The organism is Kitasatospora sp. NPDC086801, assembly GCF_044745805.1.
Lineage (GTDB): Bacteria > Actinomycetota > Actinomycetes > Streptomycetales > Streptomycetaceae > Kitasatospora.
This window is the reverse complement of record NZ_JBIVAX010000005.1, coordinates 118,577-130,635: the sequence shown is the minus strand read 5'-3', so window position 1 is coordinate 130,635 and position 12,059 is coordinate 118,577. Positions and strand designations below refer to the sequence as shown.

Annotated in this window: 11 protein-coding genes; 2 read left to right on the top strand and 9 right to left on the bottom strand. The window is 71.3% G+C overall.

Annotated features, from left to right (window positions below; translation table 11 throughout):
- Positions 1-25 precede the first annotated feature (25 nt).
- The gene (locus ACIPLC_RS09065) at positions 26-1,042 is read left to right on the top strand and encodes a mechanosensitive ion channel family protein (protein WP_400472286.1); all 1,017 of its coding nucleotides are present in this window, start codon (positions 26-28) and stop codon (positions 1,040-1,042) included.
- Between the two features lie 74 nt (positions 1,043-1,116).
- Here ACIPLC_RS09065 and ACIPLC_RS09060 read toward each other — a convergent pair whose 3' ends face one another.
- The 4 genes from ACIPLC_RS09060 to ACIPLC_RS09045 all read right to left on the bottom strand — a co-directional run bounded on the left by ACIPLC_RS09060 (position 1,117) and on the right by ACIPLC_RS09045 (position 3,859).
- The gene (locus ACIPLC_RS09060; RefSeq protein ID WP_400472285.1) at positions 1,117-1,578 is read right to left on the bottom strand and encodes a GNAT family N-acetyltransferase; all 462 of its coding nucleotides are present in this window, start codon (positions 1,576-1,578) and stop codon (positions 1,117-1,119) included.
- A 1-nt stretch (position 1,579) separates the two neighbouring features.
- Entirely contained in the window at positions 1,580-2,518 is a 939-nt protein-coding gene (locus tag ACIPLC_RS09055; protein ID WP_400472284.1) for an RluA family pseudouridine synthase, read from the bottom strand.
- 49 nt (positions 2,519-2,567) lie between these two features.
- Positions 2,568-3,224 (bottom strand): signal peptidase II, encoded by a 657-nt coding sequence (gene lspA / locus ACIPLC_RS09050; RefSeq protein WP_400472467.1) that lies wholly within the window; start codon positions 3,222-3,224, stop codon positions 2,568-2,570.
- A gap of 167 nt (positions 3,225-3,391) precedes the next feature.
- On the bottom strand, positions 3,392-3,859 hold the full coding sequence (locus ACIPLC_RS09045; RefSeq protein WP_244293330.1) for a TraR/DksA family transcriptional regulator: 468 nt from the start codon (positions 3,857-3,859) through the stop codon (positions 3,392-3,394).
- Positions 3,860-4,499: 640 nt separating this feature from the next.
- On the opposite strand from ACIPLC_RS09045, the gene ileS reads away from it, so the two are divergent.
- Positions 4,500-7,628, top strand: a complete 3,129-nt coding sequence (ileS, locus tag ACIPLC_RS09040) for an isoleucine--tRNA ligase (protein ID WP_400472283.1) — start codon at positions 4,500-4,502, stop codon at positions 7,626-7,628.
- A 229-nt stretch (positions 7,629-7,857) separates the two neighbouring features.
- Here ileS and ACIPLC_RS09035 read toward each other — a convergent pair whose 3' ends face one another.
- The 5 genes from ACIPLC_RS09035 to pgeF form a co-directional block, all read right to left on the bottom strand.
- Positions 7,858-9,189 (bottom strand): DivIVA domain-containing protein, encoded by a 1,332-nt coding sequence (locus tag ACIPLC_RS09035; RefSeq protein ID WP_400472282.1) that lies wholly within the window; start codon positions 9,187-9,189, stop codon positions 7,858-7,860.
- A 59-nt stretch (positions 9,190-9,248) separates the two neighbouring features.
- On the bottom strand, positions 9,249-9,530 hold the full coding sequence (locus ACIPLC_RS09030) for a YggT family protein (RefSeq protein WP_063347232.1): 282 nt from the start codon (positions 9,528-9,530) through the stop codon (positions 9,249-9,251).
- A 99-nt stretch (positions 9,531-9,629) separates the two neighbouring features.
- Positions 9,630-10,232: a cell division protein SepF gene (locus tag ACIPLC_RS09025; protein WP_031071810.1), complete on the bottom strand. Its 603-nt coding sequence runs from the start codon at positions 10,230-10,232 to the stop codon at positions 9,630-9,632.
- A 303-nt stretch (positions 10,233-10,535) separates the two neighbouring features.
- The gene (locus tag ACIPLC_RS09020; protein ID WP_400472281.1) at positions 10,536-11,342 is read right to left on the bottom strand and encodes a YggS family pyridoxal phosphate-dependent enzyme; all 807 of its coding nucleotides are present in this window, start codon (positions 11,340-11,342) and stop codon (positions 10,536-10,538) included.
- Entirely contained in the window at positions 11,342-12,052 is a 711-nt protein-coding gene (gene pgeF, locus ACIPLC_RS09015; protein ID WP_400472280.1) for a peptidoglycan editing factor PgeF, read from the bottom strand. Before pgeF ends, ACIPLC_RS09020 begins: the two co-directional genes overlap by 1 nt.
- Positions 12,053-12,059 lie beyond the last annotated feature (7 nt).

Here is a 12,059-nt window from a genome sequence, read left to right as displayed (position 1 = left end):
CGCCGCTCCGCCCGAGAAGGTGCCCGTGCTCTGGCCGCTGACCGTCCTGCTCGCCACCGCCGCCGTCACCCTGGCGATCGGCTGGGTCGTCGACCAGACGCTTCAACGGGTCGGCGCCCGGCACCCCGGGGCGCCCGTCTGGGCACTGCTGCGCCGCTGCCGCATCCCGCTCCAACTCACCGTTGCCTCAGCCCTGTTGCTCGCCGCCAGCCCGCTCAAGCGGATCCTCCACGAGCACGACGAGGGCATCCACCACCTGGTGCTCCTGTTCCTGCTCGCCTCACTCGGCTGGCTCACCGTCCGGGTGGTGGCCGCCGTCCTGGAGGCCGTGCTCGGCCGCTACGAGACGGTCGTCGGCGACCCGTCCCGGGTGCAGCGGATGACGACCCAGATCGGCATGCTGCGCCGGGTGGTCAGCGCGGTCATCGTCGTCGTGACCATCGCCGTGATGCTGCTGACCTTCTCCGCGATGCGCACCATCGGTGCCAGCCTGCTCGCCTCGGCCGGCATCATCGGCATCGTGGCCGGCATCGCCGCGCAGAGCGCCCTGGGCAACTTCTTCGCCGGCCTCCAGATCGCCTTCGGCGACACCGTGCGGCTCGGCGACACCGTGGTGGTGGACGGCCAGCAGGGCACGGTCGAGGAGATCACCCTGTCCTACCTGGTGGTCCGGCTCTGGGACTACCGGCGGCTGGTCGTCCCGGTCTCCTACTTCGTGAACAAGCCCTTCGAGAACTGGACCCGCCGCGACCCCGGCCTGCTCGCCGCCGTACTGCTCCACCTCGACCACAGCACCCGGATCGACGACCTGCGCACGGCCCTGCGCGCCCGCCTCGGCGAGAACCCGCTCTGGGACGGCGCCGAATGGGCCCTCCAGGTCACCGACACCACGCCCAGCACCATCGTCGTCCGCGCCACCATGACCGCCCGCACCCCCGACGACGCCGCCCAGCTCCGCTTCGACGTCCGCGAGCAGCTCATCGCCCACCTGCGCGACGAGCACCCCCACGCCCTCCCCCGGCTGCGCACCACCGAAGGCTGAACCCCGCCCGGGAAAACGGAGATCCCCGCACCCCACCAGGGGGCACGGGGATCCGCGCGGCCGGGCCCGAAGGGCTACAGCACCCGCGTCATCGTCCGATGCGGTATACCCGCGTCCTCGTACACCGGGCCCTCGGCCGCGTACCCCAGCCGCTCGTAGAACCCCAGCGCCCGCACCTGCGCGTGCAGCTCCACCTCGACGGCCCCGCGTTCGAGCCCGGCCGCCTCGATCGCCCGCACCAGTTCGGCCCCGAGCCCGGTCCCCCGGGCCGCCGACACCACCGCGAGGCGCCCGAGCAGCACCCGCCCCTCGACACCCCCGGTGAGCTTCAGCGCCTGCTCCCCGAAGATCAGCCGCCCGGTCCCGAGCGCGGTCCCGTCCGCCGCCACGGCCAGCAGGTGCACCGAGGTCGCGTCGTACTCGTCGTACTCCAGCTCCTCCGGCACGTTCTGCTCGACGATGAACACCTCGCGCCGCACGTCCCGCACCAGCGCCAGGTCCGCCGCGCCCACCGCGGTCCGGACGGCCGCCGTCATCTCAGCTCTCCGAGGAGATGATGTCGAGCGCCTTGCGCAGGTCGGCCGGGTACTCGCTGGAGAACTCGACCCACTGCCCGTCCGCCGGGTGCTCGAAGCCGAGCGACACGGCGTGCAGCCACTGCCGGGTCAGCCCGAGCCGCTTGGCCAGCGTCGGGTCGGCGCCGTAGGTCAGGTCGCCCACGCAGGGGTGGCGCAGCGCGGACATGTGGACCCGGATCTGGTGGGTGCGCCCGGTCTCCAGCTTGACGTCGAGCAGCGAGGCCGCGCGGTAGGCCTCGATCAGGTCGTAGTGCGTGATGGACGGCTTGCCGTCCTTGGTCACGGCCCACTTCCAGTCCGAGCTGGGGTGCCGCCCGATCGGCGCGTCCACGGTGCCGCTCAGCGGGTCCGGGTGGCCCTGCACGAGGGTGTGGTAGCGCTTCTCGGTGATCCGGTCGTGGAACTGCCGCTTGAGGTCGGTGTACGCGCGCTCGGACTTGGCGACGACCATCAGCCCGGAGGTGCCGACGTCGAGCCGGTGCACGACGCCCTGGCGCTCGGCGGCGCCGGAGGTGGAGATCCGGTAGCCGGCCCCGGCGAGCCCGCCGATGACGGTGGGGCCGGTCCAGCCGGGGCTGGGGTGCGCGGCCACGCCGACCGGCTTGTCGACGAGCACGATGTCCTCGTCGTCGTGGACGATCCGCAGGCCGTCGACCTGCTCGGCGACGATCTGCACCGGCGCGGCGGGGGCGGGGATCTCGACCTCCAGCCAGGAGCCGGCGGTCACCCGGTCCGACTTTCCAGCCACGGCGCCGTCGAGCGTCACCTTGCCGTCGGCGGCCAACTCGGCGGCCTTCGTCCGGGAGAAGCCGAACATCCGGGCGAGGGCGGCGTCGAGACGCTCGCCCTCCAGGCCGTCGGGTACGGGGAGGCTGCGGATCTGCGCTGCGGTACTCACCCGTACGAGTATGCCGGAACCGCGGCCCTCCGCCGCCCGCCCACCGCCGTTACTCGGTCTTGCCGCCCTGCTGGTGGACGGTGCCGTCCGGGTTGCTGCCCCGGAAGGAGAGCAGCACGACGAGGATGCCGCCGCAGACGATCGCCGAGTCGGCGAGGTTGAAGACCGCGAAGTGCTGGACGGAGATGAAGTCGACGACGTGCCCGCGGAAGACGCCCGGCGAACGGAACAGCCGGTCGGTGAGGTTGCCCAGGGCCCCGCCGAGCAGCAGCCCGAGCGCGATCGCCCAGGGCAGGCTGTACAGCCGGCGGGCGATCCGCCAGATCACCACGATGACGGCCGAGGCGATCATCGTGAAGACGACGGTCAGCGCCTGCCCTATGCCGAAGGCGGCGCCGGAGTTGCGGATGACCTGGAAGGTGACGATGTCGCCGATCACCTTGATCGCCGCGTGGTTCTCCAGCCGGGCCACGACCAGCAGCTTGCTGCCGAAGTCGATCAGGAAGGCGAGCAGCGCGACGACCAGCAGCACGCCGATCCGCCGCCGGCCCGTCGGCGCCTCCGCCTCCGCCGCGGCCGGGGCGGTCGCCTCGGCGTGCTCGGCGGGCCCAGCAGGCTCGGTGGGCTCGGCCACGGCCACCTCCACGGCTTCGGCGGGGGTCGGGACGGCGTCGTCCCGCGTCTGGGGGGAACCTTGCGTACTGATGATCCGCTCCGCTGCCGGTGGAGCTCCCCCGGTTGGAGGTGGGGGAGGGTGGGCCCGTGGTCGCCGTACCGGACACCTCCGAACCGGACGTGTCCCAAGGATCAGGCGACGTTACGGGGTCGAGCGTACGGCAAGCCCGACCCCCTGCGCCGCCCCGGTCGGCCGCGTCAGCGGCGTTCCTGCTTGGCCTTGCACTGCACGCAGAGCGTGGCCCGGGGGAAGGCCTGCATCCGGGCCTTCCCGATGGCCTGCCCGCAGGACTCGCAGGTGCCGAAGCCGACGCCCTCCAGCCTGGTCAGGGCACGCTCGGTCTGGGCGAGGCTGTCCCGGGCGTTGTTGGCGAGCGCGAGCTCGCTCTCCCGCGAGATGTTCTTCGTACCGGCGTCCACCTGGTCGTCGCCGGCTCCGTCGTTGGAGTCACGCATCAGGCCGGAGATGGCCGCCTCGGCGGCGTCGATCTCGTTCTGCAACCGCTCCAGCTCGCTGATGAGCTCGGTGTGCAGTTCGTGGACCTCGTCGGTGGTCCACGGGTCCTCGCCGGGCCGGACCGGCAGCGTGGCCGGGTCCACCGACTCGGCGCCGCGCGGCACGGTGACGGTGTCGGTGCTGCTCTTCTGCCGTGCGGTAGTGGTCACGGTCCCCTCCCCTGGATCGGCCGCCACGGCCTTGCGTGCCCGCTTGGTGACGGTACCCGCGCCGGTTGCCTTCTCAGCCATGGCTTCGACCCCATCTACGAACGAATCGAGCCGCCGGTTCCCGGCGGCCTCCAGTGCCGGAACGATAATCCCGATCAAAACCGGTCACAACATGACATACCGACGCCCCATGATGATCCCACCCAGGCAGCCGCCCCAGCCGCCACGCCCCGCGCGCTGACCAGACTTGTGCCCAGATCACCCCCTCCTAACCACCACCGCCGTCGGCCACGGGGCACCCCGGCCGCACGGTACGGGGAAAACGATTTGGACAAACCGACTCACCCGGCCGATACACTTGCCCGGCAAGGCGCAGATGGGACGAGTACCGACGTACGCAGCCACCAGCGACCCGGGGACGGTGTGAGCCCGGGGGTGTGCACGGCGGGAAGATCACCCCGGAGCCGCCGGAAGAACGGCCGCCCGCCACCGTGCGGGCCGGCCCACTAGACCCGGCAGCAAGCCCAAACAAGAGGGCCGCAGCAGCACCGCGGCCAAGGAGGGTGGTACCGCGGGGCGGCTCGCCGTCTCGTCCCTCCGTCGGATCCCGTCCACATCCGCCGGAGGTATGACGCCCGCGATGAGCACCTACAATCCCGTCCCCGCGCAGGTGGACCTGCCCGCCCTCGAACACCGGATCCTGTCCTTCTGGCAGGACAACAAGATCTTCCAGCGCAGCCTGGAGCAGTCCGAGGGCCGCCCCGAGTGGGTCTTCTACGAGGGCCCGCCGACCGCCAACGGCATGCCCGGCGCCCACCACATCGAGGCCCGCGTCTTCAAGGACGTCTTCCCGCGCTACCGGACGATGAAGGGCTACCACGTCGCCCGCAAGGCCGGCTGGGACTGCCACGGCCTTCCGGTCGAGCTCGCCGTCGAGAAGGAGCTGGGCTTCTCCGGCAAGCAGGACATCGAGGCGTACGGCATCGCCGAGTTCAACGCCAAGTGCCGCGAGTCGGTGACCCGCCACACCGACGCCTTCACCGAGCTGACCACCCGCATGGGGTACTGGGTCGACCTCGACGAGGCCTACCGGACGATGGACCCGTCGTACGTCCAGTCCGTCTGGTGGTCGCTCAAGCAGATCTTCGACAAGGGCCTGCTGGTCCAGGACCACCGGGTCGCCCCCTGGTGCCCGCGCTGCGGCACCGGCCTGTCCGACCACGAGCTGGCCCAGGGCTACGAGACCGTCGTCGACCCCTCGGTCTTCGTCCGCTTCCCGCTGACCAGCGGCCCGCTGGCCGGCCGGGCCGCGCTGCTGGTCTGGACCACCACCCCGTGGACCCTGGTCTCCAACACCGCCGCCGCCGTCCACCCGGAGGTCACCTACGTGGTGGCCACCGACGGCGAGGAGGAGCTGGTCGTCGCCGAGCCGCTGCTCGCCAAGGCCCTCGGCGAGGGCTGGGAGGCCACCGGCGAGTCCTTCACCGGCGCCGAGATGGAGCGCTGGGCCTACCGCCGCCCGTTCGACCTGGTCGAGATCGAGAACGCGCACTACGTCCTCAACGCCGACTACGTCACTACCGAGGACGGCACCGGCATCGTCCACCAGTCCCCCGCCTTCGGCGCGGACGACCTCGCGACCTGCCGCAAGTACGGCCTGCCGGTGGTCAACCCGGTGCTCGCCGACGGCACCTTCGCCCCCGAGGTCCCGCTGGTCGGCGGCCAGTTCTTCAAGAAGGCCGACGAGGCCCTGGTCGCGGACCTCAAGGAGCGCGGCCTGCTCTTCCGCCACCTCCCGTACGAGCACAGCTACCCGCACTGCTGGCGCTGCCACACCGCGCTGCTCTACTACGCGCAGCCGTCCTGGTACATCCGCACCACCGCGGTCAAGGACGCCCTGATCCGGGAGAACGAGGCCACCAACTGGTACCCGGAGAACGTGAAGCACGGCCGCTTCGGCGACTGGCTGAACAACAACATCGACTGGGCGCTCAGCCGTAACCGCTACTGGGGCACCCCGCTGCCGATCTGGCGCTGCGAGGAGGGCCACCTCACCTGCGTCGGCTCGCTGGCCGAGCTGTCCCAGCTCACCGGCACCGACCAGAGCGAGCTCGACCCGCACCGCCCGTACATCGACGAGGTGACCTTCGCCTGCCGCGAGTGCGGCGGTGCCTCGACCCGGGTCCCCGAGGTCATCGACGCCTGGTACGACTCGGGCTCGATGCCCTTCGCCCAGTACGGCTACCCGTACCAGAACAAGGAGCTGTTCGAGAAGCGCTACCCGGCGCAGTTCATCTCCGAGGCGATCGACCAGACCCGCGGCTGGTTCTACACGCTGATGGCGATCGGCACCCTGGTGTTCGACAAGAACAGCTACGAGAACGTCGTCTGCCTGGGCCACATCCTGGCCGAGGACGGCCGCAAGATGTCCAAGCACCTGGGCAACATCCTGCAGCCGATCCCGCTGATGGACCAGCACGGCGCCGACGCCGTCCGCTGGTTCATGGCGGCCGGCGGCTCGCCCTGGTCGGCCCGCCGGGTCGGCCACGGCACCATCCAGGAGGTGGTCCGCAAGACCCTCCTCACCTACTGGAACACCGTCGCCTTCCAGGCCCTGTACGCCCGCACCGCCGGCTGGTCCCCCTCGGCGGCCGACCCGGCCCCGGCCGACCGCCCGCAGCTGGACCGCTGGGTGCTCTCCGAGCTGAACACCCTGGTCCGCGAGGTCGACGCGGCCTTCGAGACGTACGACACCCAGCGCGCCGGCAAGCTGCTGTCCGGCTTCGTCGACGACCTGTCCAACTGGTACGTCCGCCGCGGGCGCCGCCGCTTCTGGCAGGGCGACGCGGCCGCGCTCGCCACCCTGCACGAGGCGCTGGAGACGGTCACCCGTCTGATGGCCCCGATGACCCCGTTCATCACCGAGCAGGTCTGGCAGGACCTGGTCGTCCCGGTCGCCGCGGACGCCCCGGCCTCGGTCCACCTGGCCACCTGGCCGCAGGCGGACGAGTCGCTGATCGACGCCGACCTCTCCCGGCACATGGCGCTGGTCCGCCGCCTGGTCGAGCTCGGCCGGGCCACCCGCGCCGAGTCCGGCGTGAAGACCCGTCAGCCGCTGTCCCGCGCGCTGATCGCCGCCCAGGGCTGGGACGAGCTGCCCGCCGACCTGCGTGCGCAGATCGCCGAGGAGCTCAACGTCTCCACCCTGGAGTCGCTGGCGGAGGTCGGCGGTTCGCTGGTCGACACCAGCGCCAAGGCCAACTTCCGCGCCCTGGGCAAGCGGTTCGGCAAGGGCGTGCAGGACGTCGCCAAGGCGGTCGCCGCCACCGACGCCGCCCGCCTGGCCGCCGAACTGCGCGCGAACGGCGAGACCTCGGTCGAGCTGAACGGCGAGCCGGTCGCCCTCTCCCCGGACGAGGTGATCATCACCGAGACCCCGCGCGAGGGCTGGGCCGTCGCCAACGAGTCCGGTGCCACCGTCGCCCTCGACCTGGCCATCACCCCGGAGCTCAAGCGGCTCGGCGTCGCCCGCGACGCCATCCGCCAGATCCAGGAGGCCCGCAAGAACTCCGGTCTCGACGTCGCCGACCGGATCGTCCTGCGCTGGCGGGCCACCACCGAGGAGACCGCCGAGGCCATCGCCGAGCACGGCCCCCTCGTCGCCGAGGAGGTCCTGGCCACCGACTTCGCCGCCGGCACGGCCGACTGGGACTCCGAGACCTTCACCGACGAATCCCTCGGCCTCGCCTTCCAGCTCCGCAAGGCCTGACCGACCCCGAAGCCGCCGTCACCCCGCCCGGGGCGACGGCGGCTTCGCCGTACCCGCGTACCCCGCCGTCGCCGTCCCCTCCCTCGTTCCCCTTTCCTCCTGCCCCCGGAGCCCTCCCCCGATCCGGCTCCCCCGACCGGCGCCCCCGGGCCGCCCCACACGAAAAGAGCGCCCCCTGTCCGACCCGGGGGTCGGACAGGGGGCGCTCTCGAAAGGCCGCGCTACAACCTCAGTTGTCGCCGTCCTCGTCGATCAGGAAGCCCCGCATCGGCGCCGGCGCCTGCTGCATCGGCTGCGGAGGCTGCGGTCGGACGGCCGCCATCGGCTGGGTCATCCCGGCCGGCTGCATCTGCGGCGCGCCGGTGTTGCCACCGGACGCCTGGCCACCGAAGCTCGGCGCCGGCGGGTTGCCGCCGAAGGAGCTCTGCCCGCCGAACGCCGGCGAGTTGCCGCCGAAGGACGGCTGGTTGCCACCGAAGGACGGGGCACCGCTCATCGCGCCGGCACCGGCCGGTGCCATCGACGAGGCTGCCGGCGGCAGCGACGCGGTGGCGGGGATCCGCGGCGGGGCGAGCGAGTCGTCGGCCTGCGACTCCAGCTGGCGCAGCTGGGTCTCCAGGTACGACTTGAGGCGCGTCCGGTACTCGCGCTCGAACGCCCGCAGGTCCTCGACCTTGCGCTCCAGCGTGGCGCGCGCGGACTCCAACGAGCCCATCGCGACGCGGTGCTTCTCCTGCGCGTCCCGCTCCAGGGCGTCGGCCTTGGCACGGGCGTCGCGCTCCAGGCCCTCGGCGCGGCTGCGGGCCTCGCCGACGATCTTGTTGGCCTCGGAGCGGGCCTCGGAGATCGCCTGGTCGGCGGTCTGCTGAGCGAGCGCCAGAACGCGGGCGGCACTGTCGCCACCGGGGCCCTGCTGCTGCATGGGGGCGCCGAGCTGGCCGCCCATCTGCTGCTGCTGCGGGCCGCCCATGGGGCCGCCCATCGGCTGCATCTGCTGCTGCTGGCCCATGCCCTGGCCCATCGGGTTGCCCATCTGCTGCGGGCCACCGGGGCCGCCCATGGGCTGGAGCATCTGACCGCCCATCGGCTGGACCAGCTGCTGCTGGCCGCCCATGGTCTGGTTCATCTGCTGCTGCTGGCCGCCCATCTGCTGGGGACCGGCGGGGAGCTGCGGGGCACCGGAGGGCAGGCCGAGCGGCTGGTTGCCCATCTGCTGCTGCGGGCCGCCCATCTGCTGCTGCTGCGGACCACCGGGGCCCATCTGCTGCTGCGGGCCGGGGCCCTGCTGGCCGGGAACCGGCGGGCCGGATATGGCGGCCGGAACGGGGGCGCCGGGACGGGCGTCCTGCGGCGGCTCCTTCCGCATGTTCGCCTGGTTCTGCGCAGCGGCACGAGTCGCGGCGGCCAGCTTGGCGCGCAGGTCCTCGTTCTCGCGAAGCAGGCGGGTCAGCTCTCCTTCGACCTCGTCGAGGAAGGCATCGACCTCGTCCTCGTCATAGCCTTCGCGCAGGCGGACGGTCGTGAACTGCTTGTTCCGAACGTCCTCGGGGGTCAATGGCATCTCTTCACCTCAACGTGATCGTCGGCACACCGGCATCCTGTCGCATCGCTCACCTACGACTAGGGCCGCACAAGCGAGATCAGGACATACACAATGATCATCAGTACGAAGAAGGACAGGTCGAGCGCCACGCCCCCGAAACGCAACGGCGGAATGAACCGCCGAAGAAGCTTGAGCGGCGGATCCGTGACAGTGTACGTGGCCTCCAGGACCAGGACCATGGCCTTGCCGGGCCGCCACGAACGCGCGAACTGGAAGACCCAGTCCATGACCAGTCGCACGAGCAGGAACACCAGGAAGACGGTCAGGGCGTAGTAGAGCACCGCCCACACGATGTCCATCGCGTTTCCCTCTCCCCGGTTCCGGGCCCTTGGGCCTGCCGCTCGTCACCTGTCGCTAATCCACTGTTGATCAGATCCACACGTAAAGTCGTGGCCGGGTCAGCTCTGGTTGAAGAACCCACCCTCGGCGATCCGAGCCTTGTCCTCCGCCGTGACATCGACGTTAGCAGGCGACAGCAGGAACACCTTCTGTGTCACGCGCTCGATACTGCCGTGCAGACCGAAGACGAGTCCAGCGGCGAAGTCTACGAGTCGCTTCGCGTCGGTGTCGTCCATCTCGGTCAGATTCATGATCACGGGGGTCCCGCCACGGAACTGTTCCCCGATGGTACGGGCCTCGTTGTAGGTCCGCGGGTGCAGCGTGGTGATGCGGTAGGGCTCTCGTTCGTTCACTACCTTGGGCATGATCACCGGGGCGCTCTTCTCCAGGTTGTGGCGGCGTTCGGGTGTGATGGACGACACTGGGGCCATCCTCGGGGTCTCCTGTCGGATCGGCACCGCGGCCGGGACCGGCTGCGGGGTGATCGAGGAGACCGGGGCGGGCGCGGCGGCCGGCCGGGGAATGTCCTCGGTGCGCTGTCCCGTTCGAATCGGCTCGGGGTCCGCGTCGTAGTCGTCGTCAGGGTCGTACCCCTGACCGTCGTACGTCTCGTCCTCCACGAGGCCGAGGTAGACCGCCATCTTGCGCATTGCGCCGGCCATGCTCCTGTCTCCTCCGCTCATAGCCACCTCGCTGGCGCTCGGTGGCGGCTTCGCGAAACGCGCACCTTCCGATGGTCGCTCGCTCTGCTCGCTCCGTGCGGACCGGCTCCGTCCCGGCGGCCAGGCCGTGCGGCCCTGCCTGCGGATTCCGCGGTCCACCCACGACGGCCCGTCAGGCCGACGGCCGGTCAGAGTTCGTGGGGTGGGGGCCGCGGAGCTGCGATCCACGGTTCGCTAGCGCTCCGAGGAGCTGCTAGATTCTGTCCTATTTTGTCCTGCAGTCTGATCTACTACCCGGTGACGTTACCTGAGGGGTGACCTCACTCCGAGTACCGCCGTTCCGACGCGCACATGTGTCGCTCCGGCGGCAATCGCCTGCTCAAGGTCGCCGCTCATCCCTGCGGAGACCATGGTGGCAGCAGGATGGGCCGTGCGTACGGCGGTTGCGATTTCCGTCAGCCGCTCGAAGGCGCGGAGCGGGTCCCCGGCGAGCGGACCGGCCAGCGGAGCGACGGTCATCACACCGTCCAGCCGCAGTCCGGGCGTGTCGGCGATCGCGTCCGTGAGTTCCGCGACATCCTCCGGGGCGACTCCGGCCCGGTGGGCGCCCTCGCCGTGCTCCTTGTCCAGGGCCACCTGGACCAGGCAACCGAGCTCCGGGCGCTCGGACTTGAGCACCGCCGCGGAGAGCGACCCGACCAGCCTCAGCCGGTCCACCGAGTGCACGTGGTTCGCGTACCGGACGACCGAGCGGACCTTGTTGGTCTGCAACTGCCCGACGAAGTGCCAGTCAAGAGGAAGGTTTCTGCACTGCTCTGCCTTGGGCGCGGCGTCCTGGTCGCGGTTCTCCGCGACATCCGTCACACCCAGTCCGGCCAACAACGCGGTGTCCTCGGCGGGGTAGGTCTTGGTGACGACGACCAGGGTGACCTCGTCGCGCGCCCGTCCGGCAGCCGCACAGGCGTCGACGATCCGCCGCTCGACCACGTCGAGGTTGGTCCCCAGCTCTTCGTACCGGGCCCGCTGCCCCTCCGTCAGGGTCTCCAGCCAGCTCTTGTCGGGAAAGCCGCCGGGACTTCCCGGGAACGGTCCGTAGATGTCGTTCGTCATCAGTGATCAGAGCCCAACCAGACGTAGCTCGCGAGCCGGCCGGTGCGCTGCTCGCGGCGATAGGAGTAGTGATCCGCGGATTCGAGGGTGCAGACCGGTGACCGCACCACCTCGGTGACCCCCGCAGCGGCCAGCTGGGCCGCGACTCCCTCGGCCACGTCCAGCGCCGGTGTTCCCCAGGAGGTCTCGGCGAACGCGGCGGGCACCACCGCGGCGACCTCCGCCCGCAGATCGGCCGGCACCTCGTAGCACCGGCCGCAGACCGCCGGGCCGGTGGCCGCGGCGATCCGGCCGGGCTCGGCCCCCAGTGCGACCATCGCCCGCACGACCGCGGGCACCACCCCGGCCGCCAGCCCGGGCCGGCCCGCGTGGGCCGCGCCCACCACGCCCGCCACCGGGTCGGCCAGCAGCACCGGAGTGCAGTCGGCGGTCAGCACGGCGAGCGCGAGCGGCCGGTCGGTGACCACCGCGTCCACCGTCGGGGCCTCCCCCAACGGCTGGCGCTCCGTCACCACGGCGACCTCGGCACCGTGCACCTGGTTCATCCAGACCACGTCGGCCGGGTCGAGCCCGAGCTCCCGGGCGGCGATCGCCCGGTTCTCCCGGACGCTCTCCGGATCGTCCCCCACCGCCCCGCCGAGGTTGAGCTCCCCGTACGGCGAAGTGCTCACCCCGCCCCACCGGTCGGTGAAGGCGAAGTGAGCACCCACGCGTACG